The organism is Acinetobacter sp. YH01009 (assembly GCF_013420765.1).
GTDB classification, from domain to species: domain Bacteria; phylum Pseudomonadota; class Gammaproteobacteria; order Pseudomonadales; family Moraxellaceae; genus Acinetobacter; species Acinetobacter amyesii.
This window is the reverse complement of record NZ_VOYE01000004.1, coordinates 69,271-87,589: the sequence shown is the minus strand read 5'-3', so window position 1 is coordinate 87,589 and position 18,319 is coordinate 69,271. Positions and strand designations below refer to the sequence as shown.

The following is an 18,319-nucleotide window of genomic DNA, read 5'->3' as shown; positions in this document are numbered from 1 at the left end:
CAAATAATCTATGGGTTCTTAGAGATTATAATGCAAAAGTCTAACAAGAGGCATTAATTTTGCTATTCAGCACAATTGGGAAAAGGCATCATGAAAATTTAGCGACCTTTAAGACCTAAAATGGTGCCATACTGCGAAAAGCCACATATACATCTTTATCTTTTCGCACTAACTCACTGGTAAATTGACGCTTTCTTTCATTTAAAATAATTTCAATTTGCGCTTTAAAATAGTTCGACTGCACACCCAATTGTGAGTTTAAAACTTCTCGATTTTCTGTGCTCACCTGTGCAAATGGCTCCATTGCCCATAAATCATTGATATTTTCAAAATGTTCAAATTTGGCAGCTTTTTGTTGCAAAGCTTGTTCGACTGCATTGACATCTAAACGATCATCCATGGTTGCCAACAAAAATGCAGGAGCGGTATTAATGTTTACCGTTGTTTCATGCGAGGGCAAGCTACTCACATAGGGTGCAATCAGTTTATATTGAGCACCTTCAAAACCACGGACTGATTTCAACTCTTCCACACTATGAAATTTTGCATTTGGCGGTAGTGCCGCATTATTTAAACCACGATAGTACGCCAGTTCAGCTCCCATCGGGCCAGAGGTCTCATCATCTTCATCTTGCCAATCGATCACAGCTTGACTTAATTCTGCGGGTAAACCAACACGCTGCAATATTTTTTCAAACCATAACTTTGCTTTGTCATTTACCACACCCTCCTCTGAAACCAAACTATTGAGGTTAAATTTGCCAGATTCATCTTGGAGCACACCTGCAACAGTTCCACCTTCCACTGGAAAAGCAGGCATGGGCTGAGCCCAATTTTCTTGTAAATGATCCACCTGCCCTGCATTTTCAGCATCATTTACCAGAAGTTCGGCAAAAAATGCTTCGGCACTTTTCGCATATAACATCGATTGATTTTGGCGCATCACGTAGGCGGTATTTTCAGAAGTATTGGCTTGTTGTTTTGCGATGCCTGCTGCAACAATGGTTGCCAAAGCCACCATCATCAGGATGGTTAATAAAGCAATGCCGCGTTGCTGTTTCATAAGCAACTCCGAACTTCAAATGACCCCACAACCTGACCGTTAACCATTCTTATTTTTATCCAATAAAAAATCAGTATTTAACAAACTGAATAGCCATTCATAGTCTGTCCCATCGACTGTGAGTTGCATCCTAATGCCGCGTGGTAACAGTTGTATGGTTTTTTCATTATTCATATCTGCAGCTGAATCTGGCCAACTGTCCAACTCATTTGGATTGAGTACCGTGATTTTATATTGTTCAATATTATCCAGTAAAACACTCGAATCTGGCTGATCATGCCCCGTTTGGTTGAGATTTTTAAATTTTAGCCGATACAATTTTTTTTCATCAGCTTTGTATTGATATTCCACTCGCTCGTCAGGTGCAATGCCCTGATTTAATGGATCAGTGACACCTGTCTTACTGAAATTAAATCGGCCATTTTGCAATACTAACGCTGGTTGAATATCTCCATTAATATTGGCAGTTAAGGGCACAGCTTGTACTGTGTCTCTGAGAATTTGCTGATGGGCATCTTGCAACTGACTAAGCCTTGCCTCATGGGTTGCGTTTCGTTCCTTCACTTTCGAGACATAATCAAAAACCTTCCAACCCAAAGCAGACAGCACTGCGAAAATAGCAATCGCAACCAAAAGCTCAACTAAGGTAAATCCTGCTTGATTCTTCATTCCTTGCTGTACAAGCACAGGCATATCTTGAGATGTACGTTTTTTTCTAGTTATTATTTTCATCCAACGGAGCCTTATAGTTAAAGAACACCAAACTGCTAATCCCTGCTTCAACATCGCCTGTTTCAGCATTCATCAAACTCACTTGGATATCAATCCGTTGTACATTTGGACTAATGGTGGCTTGGGCTTTTTTGTCAATTTGCCATTGTTCGCCTTGTTCAGTGACTTGTTTAGATGCAGTACCCGTCATCCATTCACGATTGATTTCCATCTTAGCGATTTCATTCAACGCGACAAATTGTGCTTTATTTCTTAAAATTGCGTGTGCTGTCGACTGTGTATATTGCATCGCAACATTAGACAAAGCCATTGCCGCAGTCGCAAAAATCGCCAATGCCACCATGACTTCAAGTAGCGTAAACCCTTTAGCCCGCATTAACTTTCCCTAAATGATCGATTTCGATTTCATTACCAATGGGACGTTCTTCAAAATAAAACTGTATACGCACAGGCTTTACCTCACCATTGCCCAACCAAATCAACTTGGGTGCATTGGTATTTAACAAATCATCATTATTGGCATTTGCATACTGCTGATCTAAAGGCTGAATCGTAAAAGAGACATTTTCAGGTAATACTCGGGTTTCAAAATCTTTATAGTTTTGCCATTTATTATTCTGATTTAAAATACTATTTTCTACACGTTTTTGTTCTGGTAAATATTCTTGTACCGCATAGCTTTGCGTGTTGACATCCGTTCCAGCGTTTTGCTGTAAGGCCAATATCAAAGCTTGATCATTTGCATCGCGTAAAATTCGTTTCAGATCCATCACAAACACTTCGCGTGCTTGCATGGCTTTGCGTTGATCTGTTCCACCGATATTCAAAAGCACCAATGAGGCCATGATGCCCATAATCACAATCACCACCATCAATTCTACGAGGGTGAAGCCACGAACCGATGATGGTGATGCTATTTTCATAAGCAGCCTTTAAGCGAATTGAGCAACCGCATGCACTTGTTTTGGTAAGGCCAAGGCTTGATCAATATAAGCAACCCGCAAGGTGTCTCTTGAACCCAAATAACGCTGATAAAAACTAGAGTTCAAAATTGCTGCAGCACCATGTGTAAGTGACCAAATCGAAGCAAGATAATCACGTACTGGCATGCTACTTTGAATCGACTCCAAGTAACGCTCAGTCATACGAATGATCAATCGTAGGCGTTGTTTGCGCACTTGATATAGTTCACTAAACAAGTGCTGAATACCCACACCCGTTGTCGATAAACGCTCTTCAATTTGGTGAAACAACACTGTACGTTCTGGGTGATGTAAGTGATGCAACATAAAGAAAGCAAGGTGTTCAGGAAAAGCTTTGTCGGTGTCTTTAATCATTTCCAATAACATGCGTTCATTACGAATAATGAGCAACATATATAGTTCATCTTTACTTTGGAAATGTTTATATAACGTCCCTTTTGCCAAGTCGAGTTCTGCCGCTAGCGCATCTAGTGTCATCCCTGCTTCGCCATTTTCCAATAGCAGTTGCTCTGCCACTTGGAAAATTAATGCTTCTCTTGCTCTAAACTGAGCTTGACGATCCATCTTCACCCTATACTCTCTTACTCTTATATCAATTCAAATTATTTACTTAAGATTGAGGAGATTTTCAAAGTTTTGCATTGTAATGAAAGCCATCTCTTCAATTGACTTATCATATACATCACTTAAGGCTTTGGCTACATAGGGAACGTATTTTGGTTCATTAGACTTTCCTCTATAGGGCATCGGTGCAAGGTATGGACTATCAGTTTCAATCAGCACTCGATCCAGTGGTACTTGCTTGGCCACATCACGCAAATCTTGTACATTTTTAAAAGAAACAATGCCTGAAAATGACACGTAATATCCACAATCTAAGACAGCTTTTGCCGTTTCCCAATCTTCAGTAAAACAATGCAAAATACCGTGAGTAGATTTCTCTGCACGGATAATATCCACCGTATCATGCTTTGCAGAACGGGTATGAACAACCACTGGTTTTTTTACAGCTTGTGATGCGTGAATATGGCGGGCAAAGCATTCTTTTTGCTCTGCAATAAAGTCTGTACTATGAAAATAATCCAGCCCTGTTTCACCAATCGCCCAAACCTTTTCAGGTTGTGCTAATTCAATGAGATATTCTTCTGTTGCCCGAGCCATCGTTGCAGGATCTTCACATGGGTGTACCCCAACGGAATAACCCACATCGGCATGACGTGAAGCAATTTTTGAAAGTTCGATATGGTCATCTAGATCAACCGAGATACTCATAAATTTTGAGACCCCGGCTTGACGAGCCTGATCCAATGCAAGATCTAAATTACCCTCATAAGGGCTTAAGTCAAGCATGGTTAAATGGCAATGGGTATCTACAAACACAATATGTACCTACAAGTCTTCACTGTTGTAACTACATAGTGTAACTTCTACGCCCCTCAGATTTAAGCCCTGCAAGTAAACGTTCTGCTTCTGTTTTGAAATAAACGCCTTTTTCGCCGCTTAATTGAATTCCAAAGCCTTGTGGTTTAATGCCATTTTGCTTTTGCGAAATCCAAATCACTTTTCCTGTCAAAGGAATTTTTATACTTTGTTCAGGCAAAGTCGCCAATAAGAAAACCTCATCACCCATTTTCACAGCTTGCTTTGATGGCACAAATAAACCGCCACCAACGACATAAGGCATGTAGCTCGCAAAAAGTGTTTCCACATCTGGAATATTAGCGTGAACGATCCCGCCCATACGTGGTTGCATGATGTTTCCCCTTAATTAAACATTCATCAGTTTGATGCTAAGCTCATCTACGACCAGATTCCCCTGTACGTTCTGCTCGATGAACCGCTTAGACTGCTGTAATTCTGTATAAATCCCAAAGAGTGTTTCGAGCGAATATTGCTCTGCCAACACCCCAAAATCCAAATCTATATTTTTTATGGATTGATTTAGCTTGACACAAATTATATCGGACAACAAGTATTCAAACATTTGACTAAAATCACTAAAACTCAGAGCTTTATTCCACTTGGTCGCAATTGCCATCGGCATATTTTTTTGTGTCACAAGTTTTTGCCAATCTTGTAGAAACTCTTGGCGCATATTTAGCCATTCACTACTTGCCAATGAAATCGCTTGTAATGGCATTTGACTAGCTAAGTTCATGAGAACTTTGCGCTGGGTTTCACCACTATCGGGCAAATGCTGCTGTAAATATTGCTGTGATTGTTCCGGTTCAATACGATCCAATGCATAGTGCTGCATTCGACTGCGAATGGTTGCCGGCAATTTCAAATAATGCTCTGCCAATAACATAATCACAATCCGCTCGCCCGGCTCTTCCAATGTTTTCAGCAATGCATTTGATGATGCAATGTTTAATGCTTCAGCAGGCTCAATCAACACAACTCGCCAACCGTCTACGGTTTGCTGTACAAAAGGCAATAAATCACGAATTTTCTCGATTTTAATTTTGGCGTTTTGCTTTTTATTGTCTTCATCTGTACTGATATGGACAAAATTTGGATGTGTATCTGACTTTAACCACTGGCAACTCCCGCACTCACCACACGGCTCAGTTCGCTCATCACGTTTTTGACACAGCACCCATGCAAGAAATTGTTTTGCAAATGCCTCTTTACCACAGCCTTTTTTGCCATACAAAAGCACGCCATGTCCCAATTGTGGAAAACGGCTGGTTAATGTATTCCATGTATTTTTCTGCCAAGGGTACACTTGCGCCACAATTTCATTTTGCATAAATCGTTTAACCTTATTCGAAGTTCGAAACATCCATTTGGTTCAAACGATCAAGGTCAGCTTGAGTATCTACGCCCGGTGGAAGGTTCGCTTCTGCCACAGCAATGGCAATACGGTGACCATTTTCCAAAACGCGTAATTGTTCAAGGCTTTCTAATTTTTCCAGCACACCCATATCCCAAGTGACATATTCTTGTAGGAGTTTTACGCGGTATGCATATAGGCCTAAATGACGATAAGCCTGATCATGCAAGGTTTGTTCAGCTTGCTTTGCACCATCACGGTCATAAGGAATAGTCGCACGGCTAAAATACAGCGCTTGATTGTGCTTTGACATCACCACTTTGACGATACTGTCACGTTGAAACTCATCTAGACTATGAATCGGCTCACAGAGCGTCGACATCGAACATGTCGGTTGATCAACAAGTAATTGTGCAACTTGTTTTACCAATTGAGCGGGAAGCAAAGGTTCATCACCTTGCACATTGACAATAATGTCATCACTCGCCCAACCTTTGATGCATGCAACTTCACTTAAACGATCTGTCCCTGATGGATGCTCTGCAGAGGTCAGTACCACATCAACCCCTTCTGCACGACACACTGCTGCAATACGCTCATCATCTGTAGCGACACAAAGATCATCGAATCCTGCAACTTTTTTGGCTTGATCGACCACACGTAAAATCATCGGACGACCATGAATTTCAAGTAAAGGCTTACCCGGTAAACGTGAACTTGAAAAACGTGCAGGAATAACAATATGTTTCATAAATTAAATGCCTTCGGGAAGTTTCAGACCCAGTTGTTTCAACTGCGCATGCAAAGTTTCATAACACGCAGGTGATAACACTGCATCTACAGGAACAACCCATATTTCTCTTTTAAAATCTGGATTATTTTTGAGGATCGCTAAAATTTTTACTGCATCTTTTTCAGTGGTAATGATGGGATTCGCATCTTCAAACTGCAAATCACTCAGTTCATATTCATAATGATCTGGGAATTCATGACATTGAAATTGATGAATCCCCATGTTTTCTAGGGTTTTATAAAATCGTTGCGGAAAACCGATACCCACTACGGCATAAAAATCTTTATTTGCATCAAATGTCGTCACAAGATCTTTATTGAGCAAATAAGGCTGCGCCGCTTCTAGGTGCATATTCAGTGGAGAACTTGGATCTGCTGAATGCTCAATGACCGTTCCACTGGCAAGGCGCTTTTTCGGTTCACGCAAATAACCTTCAGGTAATAATTTTTCATTGCCTAAACCACGGTTATTATCCAGTACGATCCACTCCAACTGGCGTTGAAGCGCCCAATGCTGCAAACCATCATCACAGATAATCAAATCCAATTCATGCTTAGATAGCAGCAACTCAATACTTTGTTGGCGATTTGGACCGACCGCCATCGGCACACCTGTAGACTGAACGATTAAGCTCGGTTCATCACCCACGATTTCAGCCGTCGAATCTAAATCCACATAGGCCGGAAATGGTCCTTGACCACCATAGCCACGACTGATCACACCAACACGCAGCTTTAAGCTATTTAAATAACTAACCAAGTGAATGAGCAAAGGGGTTTTACCACTTCCACCGACTGTGATGTTACCAATGACCATGACTGGAATGGGCGCTTTATAGCTTTGCTTTATACCTGATTGATAGAGTTTTTTATTGAGTAAAAAGCCGCCACGATAAAGCCATGACAAAGGTCTAAACACAACGAGCCACTTTGCCTGTTCATTCCAAGCATCCTGAATCAATTGTGTAAAAGACATGACTTAATTTTCCTCAAAATTACGCTGATGAAGTTGGTAATATGCACCACGTTGTGCCATCAATTCCGTATGCGAACCTTGTTCAATAATACGCCCTTTATCCATCACCACAATACAGTCTGCATTTTCAATGGTTGATAAACGATGCGCAATCACGATCGTAGTACGATCTTGCATCGCAGCGTCAAATGCTTGCTGAATGAAAAATTCAGATTCGTTATCTAGCGCACTGGTCGCTTCATCTAAAATTAAGATCGGTGCATTTTTCAAAATCGCACGAGCAATTGCAATCCGTTGACGTTGTCCACCAGATAGATTTAAACCTTGGGCACCCAATGGTGTGTCATAACCTTGCGGTAAGTCCATAATAAAATCATGTGCAAATGCAGCTTTGGCAGCAGCAATGACTTGTTCATCTGTTGCATGCTCGAGCTGACCATAAGCAATATTTTCACGCACTGTACGGTTAAACAAAACCACTTGCTGATTGACCATCGAAATCTGAGTACGCAAGCTATTGAGCTCTATGTCGTGAATATCATGCTGATCAAGCAACAATTGGCCTGAGGATACCTCTTGGTAACGCACCAACAGATTGACCAGTGAGGTTTTACCTGCACCTGAACGCCCAACCAATGCAACAGTTTGCCCTGCATTCACTTTTAAATTGAAGTCATGAATCGCATGGTGACCATCGGCATAGATCAAATTAACATTTTTAAATTCGACATCACCTTTCAAAGCAGGCTTCAGCGTGCCGTTATTTACTTCTTCAGGCATATCAAGCAATTCAAAAACTGAATAAGCTGCTGCCATGCCTCGTTGTAGTTTTTCATTGACATCCGTTAAGGTTTTAATCGGCTTACTCAGCATACCTGCGGCAGTGATATACGCTACAAACTCACCTGCTGTTGTATCTTGTAGAATCTCTGGGCGTAGCGCGATATACATCACGATACTGAGCGCGATCGACATAATCAGCTGAACAATTGGGCTATTGAGTTGCTGCACCACAACCATTTTTAAGCCGCGGCGTAAGTTCTCCATTGAGCTTTCATAAAAACGTTTTTGTTCATAATCTTGCCCTGCAAAGCCCTTCACTACCAAGTTGCCTTGTACTGTCTCTTGCACCACATGGTTAACGTCACCCATGGTACTTTGTACTTGCATGGATAATTTACGCATGCGTTTCGACGCTTTACGAATGATCAGCCCAATAATTGGGCCAAAAATTAAAATACATAGAGTTAAACGCCAGTTGGTATACAGCAAATAACCCAATAATGCGATGGTAATCAGACCCTGTTGTACAATCGTTTTCAGTGACTCAGATGATGCTGCCGTCAACTGTTCAACGTTATACATAATTTTTGCAGTGATATGACCGCTCGAATTATCTAAATAATATTGCGAAGGCAAACGCATGAGTTTTGCGAACACTTGCTGACGAATATTAAAGATTAAGTTTCGAGAAATCACTGCGGTAAAGTATCCCCCCATGAACAAACCGAGTCCACGGAAGAACATCAATAAAACCACCAAGAGTGGAAATAAGGTTGTAAAGCTTTGATCTTTGTTTTGAATGGCTTCAATAATGCGTTCCAATAATTTTGCGACAGAAACTTCTGTCGCAGCATTAATACCGAAACCAAGCAAAACCAGCAGGCCGATTCCCCAAAAAGGTTTTAAATAACTTAATAGGCGTAAATAGACCTTAAAATCGTGCTTCACTAATAACCTCGAGTTGGAACTTTAGTACTGATGTTGACATTCACAAATCCAAGTTGACCTGCAACATCCATCACCCGAATCACATCTTGATGTGTTGCTTTTGCATCTGCGGCAATCACAAACATTAAATCACGACGATCATTGGCTGTCTGTTTAATTGCAGTATTCAAATCAGAGACTTCTTTACTGGCCAATGACTGACCATTGACAGAATAATGTCCTGTTGAATCCACCACAACTTCAATCTTTTGATCATAGTTTTTAGGTGGAACACCCTGTGCATCTGGCAAAGTCAGGTTCATTCGACTCATCTGGTTAAAGGTAGTCGAGAGCAACAAGAACACCAAAATGAACATCAAACAGTCAATCATCGGTGTGAGGTTGATATGAATATCTTCAACCTGACGACGTTTAAATTTCATGCGCAGTCTCCACTCAGCTGGCTTTCTGAATGTCCTGACTTTCTACTTCAGGTGTTTTTTTATAAAACAAAGCGGCATGAAATAACGTCGACTGCTGTTCTAACTCAGCCACATATTCCTGAACCAAACGTTGGAAATAGCGATGTGCAAATAATGCAGGTACAGCAATTAACATACCGGCAGCAGTGGTAATCAAGGCTTTAGAAATACCCGGCATCATCAACACTGGATCACTATTGGTGCCTATATCAATCATTAAGAATGCTTCAATAATACCGATCACCGTACCCAACAAACCTAGTAAAGGTGCAACAGCGCTTAAAGTGCCCAAAAAGTTGATATTTTTTTCTAAATAACCAATTTCTTGTGACGCTGTGACTTCCATTTGCGCACGTGCATATTGCTCGTTTTGATCTTTACTAGCGTAACCTGCGCCCAATACACGACCCAATGTACTTTGTTGTAAAGTTGGACTTTGCTTTAGCTGCTGCACCACATCTTTCACCGATGTGTTTACATTCATCATCAAGTCTTTTGGTAACACCATTGATTTCTTTAAACGAATAAAGCGCTCAATGGTAATGGCTACCGTAAAGATCGAACAAATGACGAGCGGGATCATTAACCACCCGCCCGCTTTGACTAATTCCCACATTTGATTTTCCCCAATAAATCGAATTTAAAAATTATTCAGCTAGACAAATATTTAAAATGCCATCTAGCTCTTCAAGAGTATGGTAGCTAATCACCAGCTTGCCTTTCCCTTGTTTATTATGATCAATTTTCACGTCTGCACTGAAACGATCAGAGAGACGTTGTGTCAGTTGTTGAATGTCTGATGAAACAATTGGTTTAGCTTTTTGTTGTTTTGGTGCATTCAAATCACGAACAAATTGTTCGGTTTGACGTACAGACATACTTTTTTCAATCACCATTTCAGCAACTTTAAGCTGATCTTTGGCTTTTAACGTCAAGATCGCACGTGCATGCCCCATATCGAGCAAACCTTGCTGCATAAAGTCTTTGACTTGATCCGCTAAAGACAAGAGGCGTAGCAAGTTACTAATCGTGGTACGTGCTTTACCGACCGTGTCAGCAATCTCTTGATGACTTAAACCAAATTCGTCATGGAAGCGTTGCAAAGCCATGGCTTGATCGATTGGGTTCAAATCTTGACGTTGAATGTTTTCAATCAATGCCAATGCAATTGCCACTTGATCACTCAAGTCACGAACAATGGCAGGAACTTCGGTTAAACCTGCAAGCTGAGCCGCACGCCAACGACGCTCACCAGCAATAATTTCGTAGGGATGCTTTTCATCTTCGACAGGACGAATGACGATTGGCTGCATGACACCATGCTTTTCAATCGATGCAGCAAGTTCTTGTAAATCTTGTTCTTTAATGAAACGACGCGGTTGATACTCACCACGTTTCAATAAATGCACATCAATTTGTTTTAACTGTCCATGATCTAAAGCTTTTGCTTCGAGCTGTAGTTTTTCTTTTTGGATTGAGCCGAGTAAGGCATCCAGACCACGACCTTTAGCCAGTCCGCGTTTTTTTACGGTCATGCTTTAGTTCCTTTTTTTACTTTGGTTTTTTTTAACATCTCAGCTGCCAAGTTCAAATAAGCAACTGCACCCTTCGAGCTTTTTTCAAAATAAATCACTGGTAAACCGTGCGCAGGCGCTTCAGCCAAACGAATATTACGCGGAATGACCGTGTCATAAAGTTTCTGACCGAAGTATTGTTCAAGCTCAGCAGACACATCACGTGTTAAGGCATTACGCGCATCGTACATGGTACGAAGCACACCCACGATCTCTAGATCTGGGTTTAAAGCTTGCTGAATACGGTCAATGGTTTGGGTTAGGTCAGCCAAACCTTCTAGGGCATAATATTCACACTGCATTGGAATCAGCACAGCACGTACCGCTGCAAGTGCATTGACAGTGATCAAACTTAAACTTGGTGCACAATCGACAATAATATAGTCGAAGTCTTTTTCGACGCTTGCCAATGCTTCACGTAAAATAAACTCACGACCGTCTTGATCTGCAATTGCAAGCTCAACGCCAGCTAAGTCACGGTTTGCACCTAAAACCTTATAGCCCACTTCCGCTTTATAAATAGCGGTTTCAATCGGCACTTCACCAAGTAAGACATCCGTGACTGAATACAACAAATCATTTTTTTGAATGCCCGAACCCATCGTGGCATTGCCTTGTGAATCCATGTCCACAAGTAAAACTCGTTTTTTTAATATGGCTAAAGATGCAGCCAAGTTCACAGCCGTTGTGGTTTTACCTACGCCACCCTTTTGGTTTGCAATCGCAATAATTTGAGCCATGGTAACCCCAGTCCTTTGAAAATTTTAAATACGTTTAAGAAAAATTAAATGACGCTGCTCATCAAGTCGTGGAACTTTTAATGCAACGATATCAATCTTGAAATCACTTTTTAGTGTTTCAACTTCTTCTTCAGGAATTAAGCCTTTCATCGACGCGATAATACTTTGCGCATGCATATACGGTTTAGACGCATCCACAAAATCCGTTAACGATGCAAAAGCACGACTGGTAATCACATCAAACTGCCCCAGTTCATTAATGCTGTCTTCATTTTCGACACGTGTTTGTACCGCAATGACATTTTTTAGTTTTAAGTCAGCAATAAATTGTTTTAAGAATCGAATTTTTTTACCGTTGGCATCTAAAAGCACACATTCACGTTCAGGCTGACACAGTGCAATGATCATGCCCGGCATGCCACCACCCGTACCGATATCCAATAAACGACCTGCAGGCAAATCATTTAGGATACTTAAGCTATCCAATAAATGCTTAACCAACATTTCTTTAGGATCACGAATAGCAGTCAAGTTATACGCTTTGTTCCACAGCACTAGGGCATCTTGGTATTTCAGCAATAGATTTAATGCTTCTTCACTCAAATCTAAGCCAAGCTTTTGACTACCTTGCTTTAAGTCTTGAAAAAAAGGATGCATAAAGAAGACATCTCAATAAAAATTAACTGAAGTATACCGATTTCTAAGCCGTGGAACAGTAGCTAACGCTTAGCGAATATGCACTTAATCGTACATGCCTTGGCGAATCTGTAGATCTAGATCACTTAAACGCTCAGGTGTGCCAACATCAACCCACGCAGTTTGCATTTTCTCTGCAGAAATTTTTCCATCCAACATAGCTTCTTTCAATAAAGGTGCGAGCGGACGCTTGCCCGCTTCCAATCCATCAAACATATTTGGATGAATGACCGCGATCCCACTATAGGTGAGTGCCTCGCCTGCATGTTCTTGCTCAAAGGTATAACTACGCCCTGCATCCAAGATAAAATCACCCTTTGGATGTTGCGTTGGATTAGTCACATAAACCAAGTGTGCCAAATCATCTTTTAGCTCAACATTGAGCAAGGCTGAAAAATCGTAAGTCGTCCAAACGTCACCATTGACTAAAATAAACGGTTCTGTCCCAAGCAAAGGTAAAGCATTAATAATGCCACCAGCTGTTTCCAAACCTTCCGCTTCACGTGTCCAACGAATATCTACACCAAACTGCGAACCATCACCTAAAGTACCAATCAGGATATCTGCAAGCCATGCAGAATTGATGATGATTTCAGTTACGCCAATTTTTTTTAGCTTTTCTATATGCCAAACAATCAGTGGTTTTCCACCCACTTCAAGCAACGGCTTTGGCTTATACAATGTTAAAGGGCGCATCCGATTTCCGAGACCCGCCGCTAAAATCATGGCTTTCATTATGCAACAACCTCATAAGTGCCGTATTTGGCTTCAAATTTCGGCAATACTTTAGCCTGAATAAATTGCATAAAAGGTTGTAATTCTGCATACGGTTTACTTTCTTCGAGTAAATACCACATCACGCGCGGCAAATCTTTGAGATAACCCGACTTACCATCACGCTCAAATAAGCGCACAAAAATACCTAAAATTTTGATATGCCGTTGAATCGCCATGAGGTCTGCGTCTTGTTTGAATTGCTCAAAGCTACGACCTTCTTTTGCCGATGCAGGTAGCAAATCATAGAACGTCTTAAACCATGCATAAACGCGATCTGCATTCCACTGCACATAGGCATCACGTGTAATAGAAATCAAATCATAAGTATCTGCACCAATCACAGCATCTTGGAAGTCAATCACACCCTGATCTTGCTCACCATCAAGTACCATCAAATTACGGCTATGAAAATCACGATGCACAATCACTTGAGGCTGAGCCAATGCAGCATTGGCTAAGATAGCAAAGGTACGTTTAATCAGTGCCGATTCTTCTTCAGTAGGCTGCACTTGTAGAGATGGCAATAACCAATCGGTTAACAGCTCCATTTCAGAAATCAGCTTTTCATAGGTATATGCAGGAAAATGAGCAGTACCATCAATTGACTGTAATTGAATCAACTGTTTAAAACTTTGAGCATAATGTGCGTCTACTGTTTGATCATTCAACAACGTGGACAATAAAACATCACCAAAATCCTCTAACAATAAGAAGCCTTGATCAAGGTCTTTGGCCACGATATGTGGTACACGCACGCCATGTGCATCAAAAAATTCATCAATCGACACAAAAGGACCACAATCTTCTTTTTCTGGTGGTGCATCCATGAGCATAAATGTTTTATTATTCAATTTGATTCGTGCATAACGACGGAAGCTTGCATCGCCTGCTAAGAAGTTAATTTCAAATTGATCTGAATCGAGTACAGATGAAATCCATGTTTGTATCAATTGTTCACGTTGTGTATTCATTTGCGATAAATTCTAATACAGGCTGAGTTTTTAAAGTGCTAAGTGTAGCTACTTATCAACTTTTTCTCTATGATGCGACAATAATTAATTGCGATTAAGCATACCTGGTTAATGAGACAAATGAAGCATCAGTTTAAATTTAATCCTTTAGCGACTGCGATCTTAACCCTTCTATGTGGTAGCTCGTTACCAAGCTATGCAGCACCTGTTTCAAACCCGTCCACGGATGACGATACAGAACAACTCAAACAAAGCATTTCAGAAGCTTATCCGGGGCAGCAGTTCTTCGAACAATATTATGTCGATAAATCTGCACCTGAAGCACAGATTCGCAACACCAATCAATTAAGTTCTGCGTTTTGTACAGGCACCTGGATTACCCCAGTTGCTCCAACAACGAAAGCAGTCGCACCTGAAGATGCAACCTCTACCATTACCGCAGACTATGGTCATTTTGACCCGAATGGCGACTCCATTCTTGAAGGTAATGTTCTGATTGACCAAGAAGGTCGTCAAATTCGTGCCGATCAAATCAAAATTGATAAAACCCAAACCTACGCCAATGCTTCTGGCCGCGTGCAAATGGCACAGTCTGGGCTGATTTCGCAAAGCGATTCCATTGATTACAATTTAAAAACCCAACAGGGTGATTTAAATAACAGTTTCTTTATTGCTGAACAGCAGCATGCACACGGTCGCGCTGAGAAAATTTCACGTACTTCAACCGAAACACTCGAATTAGAAAACGCTGTTTATACCACTTGTCCACCTGATGAAAAACCAACGTGGAAAATTCAAGCAGACAAAATTAAGCTGAATCAAGAAACTGGTCGTGGTGAAACCAAAGGTACAACATTATATGTAAAAAACGTACCTGTGATGGCTGTGCCCTATTTCAACTTCCCGATTGATGACCGTCGTACCACAGGTATTTTGACCCCAAGCTTTGGTTTTACCAATGATGGTGGTGTTGAACTTGCCGTTCCCGTCTATCTCAACCTTGCACCAAACTATGATGCAACGGTCACACCACGTTACATTGCAGACCGCGGTCCAATGATGGAAGGCGAATTCCGCTATCTCACTGAAAACTTTGGTTCAGGGATGGTGTGGGGTGGTTATTTACCATCCGACCAAAAGTATGATGATCAGGATCGTAAAGACTTACATTTCCTCCACAACTGGAAAATTAACGATCAATTTACAACCAATTTAGAATACAATTATGCATCTGATAAAGACTATTTCTCAGATCTCAATAATAATCCAAACTCAAAAACTGACCTAAACTTACGCCGTGCATGGGAACTCAATTATAAAAATGGTATCCCTGGCCTAAAAGCACAGCTCAAAGTTGAAGACTTCCAAACACTGGATAAAACTGTCAGTGATGAAGACCGTCCATATGCGCGCTTGCCGCAATTCCTACTGAACTACAAAGTTGGTAATCCGCTCGGCTTACAGTACGAATTTAACAATGATACGGCTTACTTCAAAAAGAACTTACGTAGTAACAATATTCCAAGCAATACTGGCAATTCGCCAATGTATGAGCCAAGTGGTGCACGTATTTATAACGACTTTAGTGTACGTTATAACTATCGTACTCCTTGGTCGTTTGTGATTCCTGAAGCGACGATTCGTAACGTCAACACGATTTACGATCAAGATACCGTTAATGCACAAAACATTAGTTCATCAAATGAAAGTAAATCGGTCGTTGTACCGCAATTTACTTTAGATGCGGGCCTTGTGATGGAACGCGAAGGTCGTTATCTTCAAACCTTAACGCCACGCTTCTTCTATGCGTATTCTCCATACAAAAACCAAGACACTAATCCGAACTTTGACTCAACCACAGCGTCAATTAATTATGACCAGTTATTTAGTCCGCGTCGGTTCTATGGTAATGACCGTTTAGAAGATAATAACTTCGCATCTCTAGGCTTGAGCTATAGTTTATTTGATGATGTTGGTCTTGAGCGTTTAAAAGCCAGCGTTGGTCAAAGTTTCTATTTTGAAGACCGTCGTGTCACACTGAACAACGTCTCTGATAAATTTGATACCGAACGCCATACCGGCCCTGTCGTGAGCATTTCTAGCCAATTATCTGACAGCATCAGTGTGAATGCCAATTCAGCATGGATGGCGAATGGTGATAATGCTCAGCGCGATATTCAAATGTATTACACAGGAAATAAAAGCAATTTATACAATGTCGGTTATTTCTATCGTAAAGACATTCCGAATCGCCAAGACAGCTATGACCAAGCAGTAGCATCGTTTATTCAACCTATTCACAATAACTGGCGTATTATCGGTCATGCACAATATGACCTCGACAACAGTATTGCGCGTGAATATTTACTTGGTGTGAACTACGAGTCATGCTGCTGGGGTGTTTCAGTTTATGGTCGTTCGTACTATAACGATTTAGATGATGTAACATCTTCAGATGTTAAACCAAAACGTGCCATTATGGCGGAGTTCACCCTAAAAGGTTTAGGTGGCTTCAACAATAAATTAACCTCTTTGCTTGAAAACCGAGTGTTGGGTTTTAACAATATTAATCAATCTTGGACAGAACGTTAATGAAGACAAAACAGTTAAAACAAATTTTTAAAGCGTCAGCCTTGGCACTTTGCCTATCGACTTCTGTATCTGTATTTGCTGCTGCGCAACCTAAAGATGAAATTGTAGCTGTCGTTGACAATAGCGTGATTCTACGTAGTGATCTTGATCAAAGCATTGCCGAAATTACTCACCAACTTCAAGCAAAAAAACAAACCATCCCACCGACCGAATACTTGCAGCAACAAGCTTTAGAACAGCTGATTACGCGCCAAGCACAGCTTGAACAAGTGAAACGCTATAACGTCAAAGCGGATGAAAAATCACTCAATGAAGCCGTACTTAAAGTTGCGAAAAATGCCGGCTCTCCAAGCTTAGAAGCGTTTCAGCAAAAATTAGATGCTGTTGCACCAAATACCTATGCAGGTTTACGTGCACGTATCGCTGAAGACATCGCTTTACAACGCCTACGCCAACAGTTGGTCACTTCTCGTATTCAAATCAGTGACCAAGATGTGAAAAACTTCTTAAGTTCACCACAAGGTCAAGCTGCGCTAGGTAATCAAGTTCATGTCTTACATGTACGCGTTGCTAGCAGTGATAATGCCGTTAAAATCGCTGAAGACATTCGCAAAGAACTGGCAGCAAGTAACGATGTTAAAGCGATTACCAACAAATACAGCACCAAAGACATTAAAGTTGACGGTGCAGATATGGGCTTCCGCAACTTATCTGATATTCCAGATGAACTTGCTGCACGTGTAGCACCTTTGCAAGTTGGTCAAACCACCGAACTGATTTCAGTACGTGATGGCGTTCATGTTTTAAAATTGGTCGACCGTAAAGGTGGCGAACAAAAAGCCATTGTTCCTCAATACCAAACTCGCCATATCTTGATTCAACCTTCTGAAGTGGTGAGTCCTGAAAACGCAAAACAAATGATAGACAGCTTGTATAACCGCCTGCAAAAAGGTGAAGATTTTGCTGTCTTGGCTTCAACGTTCTCGAATGACACCGGTTCTGCTGCCAATGGTGGTAGTTTAGGTTGGGTTAGCCCAGGTGTTATGGTTCCAGAATTTGAAGCGATGATGAAATCAACAGCGAAAGGTGAAATCAGCAAACCTTTCCAATCTCAGTTTGGTTGGCACATCCTGCAAGTAACAGATACACGTCAACAAGACATGACACATGAAGTACAAGAACGTATAGCACGTCAGATTTTAGGTGAGCGTCAATTTGACACTGAACTGGACAGCTGGTTACGTGAAATACGCAACAATGCCTATGTTGAAATTAAAGACCCTGCTCTAGATCGTAAAAAGAAATAAGTGAATAAACAAAAAACCAGCTTCGGCTGGTTTTTTATGTCGATTCTTATCATTATTCAGCGTTGTAGTAATTATTAGTTGTAGTAATTATTAAAAAACCAGTATTTAAACCATCTACTCTTTTTATAGGCAAAAAAAACCTCCCATT

General features: G+C 41.0%; 20 protein-coding genes. 2 read left to right on the top strand and 18 right to left on the bottom strand.

What is annotated here, in order from left to right:
* Nucleotides 1-115 precede the first annotated feature (115 nt).
* The 18 genes from gspK to FTT76_RS06060 all read right to left on the bottom strand — a co-directional run bounded on the left by gspK (nt 116) and on the right by FTT76_RS06060 (nt 14,272).
* On the bottom strand, nt 116-1,063 hold the full coding sequence (gene gspK, locus FTT76_RS06145; protein WP_078193662.1) for a type II secretion system minor pseudopilin GspK: 948 nt from the start codon (nt 1,061-1,063) through the stop codon (nt 116-118).
* Nucleotides 1,064-1,102: 39 nt separating this feature from the next.
* Nucleotides 1,103-1,732 (bottom strand): type II secretion system minor pseudopilin GspJ, encoded by a 630-nt coding sequence (gspJ, locus tag FTT76_RS06140; RefSeq protein WP_180003180.1) that lies wholly within the window; start codon nt 1,730-1,732, stop codon nt 1,103-1,105.
* A 46-nt stretch (nt 1,733-1,778) separates the two neighbouring features.
* The gene (gene gspI / locus FTT76_RS06135) at nt 1,779-2,171 is read right to left on the bottom strand and encodes a type II secretion system minor pseudopilin GspI (protein ID WP_078188947.1); all 393 of its coding nucleotides are present in this window, start codon (nt 2,169-2,171) and stop codon (nt 1,779-1,781) included.
* The gene (locus FTT76_RS06130; RefSeq protein WP_168378897.1) at nt 2,161-2,718 is read right to left on the bottom strand and encodes a type II secretion system protein; all 558 of its coding nucleotides are present in this window, start codon (nt 2,716-2,718) and stop codon (nt 2,161-2,163) included. Before FTT76_RS06130 ends, gspI begins: the two co-directional genes overlap by 11 nt.
* Nucleotides 2,719-2,727: 9 nt before the next feature.
* Nucleotides 2,728-3,342 (bottom strand): TetR/AcrR family transcriptional regulator, encoded by a 615-nt coding sequence (locus FTT76_RS06125; RefSeq protein WP_168378896.1) that lies wholly within the window; start codon nt 3,340-3,342, stop codon nt 2,728-2,730.
* A gap of 42 nt (nt 3,343-3,384) precedes the next feature.
* Entirely contained in the window at nt 3,385-4,158 is a 774-nt protein-coding gene (locus tag FTT76_RS06120; RefSeq protein WP_180007336.1) for a TatD family hydrolase, read from the bottom strand.
* 31 nt (nt 4,159-4,189) lie between these two features.
* Nucleotides 4,190-4,531 carry a PilZ domain-containing protein gene (locus FTT76_RS06115; RefSeq protein WP_111885061.1) on the bottom strand — a complete coding sequence of 114 codons (342 nt, stop codon included), beginning with the start codon at nt 4,529-4,531 and terminating at the stop codon, nt 4,190-4,192.
* A 15-nt stretch (nt 4,532-4,546) separates the two neighbouring features.
* A complete protein-coding gene (locus FTT76_RS06110) occupies nt 4,547-5,530 on the bottom strand; it encodes a DNA polymerase III subunit delta' (RefSeq protein ID WP_180007337.1) in 984 nt (327 codons plus the stop codon).
* Between the two features lie 13 nt (nt 5,531-5,543).
* On the bottom strand, nt 5,544-6,305 hold the full coding sequence (gene kdsB, locus FTT76_RS06105) for a 3-deoxy-manno-octulosonate cytidylyltransferase (RefSeq protein ID WP_180007338.1): 762 nt from the start codon (nt 6,303-6,305) through the stop codon (nt 5,544-5,546).
* Nucleotides 6,306-6,308: 3 nt separating this feature from the next.
* Entirely contained in the window at nt 6,309-7,322 is a 1,014-nt protein-coding gene (gene lpxK, locus FTT76_RS06100) for a tetraacyldisaccharide 4'-kinase (RefSeq protein ID WP_180007339.1), read from the bottom strand.
* A gap of 3 nt (nt 7,323-7,325) precedes the next feature.
* Nucleotides 7,326-9,053, bottom strand: coding sequence for a lipid A export permease/ATP-binding protein MsbA (gene msbA / locus FTT76_RS06095; RefSeq protein ID WP_180007340.1), 1,728 nt, complete (start codon nt 9,051-9,053; stop codon nt 7,326-7,328).
* Nucleotides 9,053-9,475, bottom strand: coding sequence for a biopolymer transporter ExbD (locus FTT76_RS06090; RefSeq protein WP_168378890.1), 423 nt, complete (start codon nt 9,473-9,475; stop codon nt 9,053-9,055). Before FTT76_RS06090 ends, msbA begins: the two co-directional genes overlap by 1 nt.
* A 13-nt stretch (nt 9,476-9,488) precedes the next feature.
* The gene (locus FTT76_RS06085) at nt 9,489-10,130 is read right to left on the bottom strand and encodes a MotA/TolQ/ExbB proton channel family protein (RefSeq protein ID WP_078188956.1); all 642 of its coding nucleotides are present in this window, start codon (nt 10,128-10,130) and stop codon (nt 9,489-9,491) included.
* A gap of 31 nt (nt 10,131-10,161) precedes the next feature.
* Nucleotides 10,162-11,049 carry a ParB/RepB/Spo0J family partition protein gene (locus FTT76_RS06080; RefSeq protein WP_111885065.1) on the bottom strand — a complete coding sequence of 296 codons (888 nt, stop codon included), beginning with the start codon at nt 11,047-11,049 and terminating at the stop codon, nt 10,162-10,164.
* A complete protein-coding gene (locus tag FTT76_RS06075; RefSeq protein WP_078188958.1) occupies nt 11,046-11,828 on the bottom strand; it encodes a ParA family protein in 783 nt (260 codons plus the stop codon). The genes FTT76_RS06080 and FTT76_RS06075 overlap by 4 nt, the downstream gene beginning before the upstream one ends.
* Before the next feature lie 24 nt (nt 11,829-11,852).
* Complete coding sequence (rsmG, locus tag FTT76_RS06070; protein ID WP_180003083.1) at nt 11,853-12,485, bottom strand: 16S rRNA (guanine(527)-N(7))-methyltransferase RsmG; 633 nt, start codon at nt 12,483-12,485, stop codon at nt 11,853-11,855.
* Nucleotides 12,486-12,569: 84 nt separating this feature from the next.
* Entirely contained in the window at nt 12,570-13,259 is a 690-nt protein-coding gene (gene murU, locus FTT76_RS06065; RefSeq protein WP_180007341.1) for an N-acetylmuramate alpha-1-phosphate uridylyltransferase MurU, read from the bottom strand.
* Nucleotides 13,259-14,272, bottom strand: a complete 1,014-nt coding sequence (locus FTT76_RS06060; protein ID WP_180106236.1) for an aminoglycoside phosphotransferase family protein — start codon at nt 14,270-14,272, stop codon at nt 13,259-13,261. Before FTT76_RS06060 ends, murU begins: the two co-directional genes overlap by 1 nt.
* A 120-nt stretch (nt 14,273-14,392) precedes the next feature.
* Here FTT76_RS06060 and FTT76_RS06055 point away from each other — a divergent pair, with 120 nt between their 5' ends.
* Both FTT76_RS06055 and FTT76_RS06050 read left to right on the top strand, forming a co-directional pair.
* Nucleotides 14,393-16,864 carry an LPS-assembly protein LptD gene (locus tag FTT76_RS06055; protein WP_180106234.1) on the top strand — a complete coding sequence of 824 codons (2,472 nt, stop codon included), beginning with the start codon at nt 14,393-14,395 and terminating at the stop codon, nt 16,862-16,864.
* Nucleotides 16,864-18,171 carry a peptidylprolyl isomerase gene (locus FTT76_RS06050; RefSeq protein WP_180007344.1) on the top strand — a complete coding sequence of 436 codons (1,308 nt, stop codon included), beginning with the start codon at nt 16,864-16,866 and terminating at the stop codon, nt 18,169-18,171. Before FTT76_RS06055 ends, FTT76_RS06050 begins: the two co-directional genes overlap by 1 nt.
* Nucleotides 18,172-18,319 lie beyond the last annotated feature (148 nt).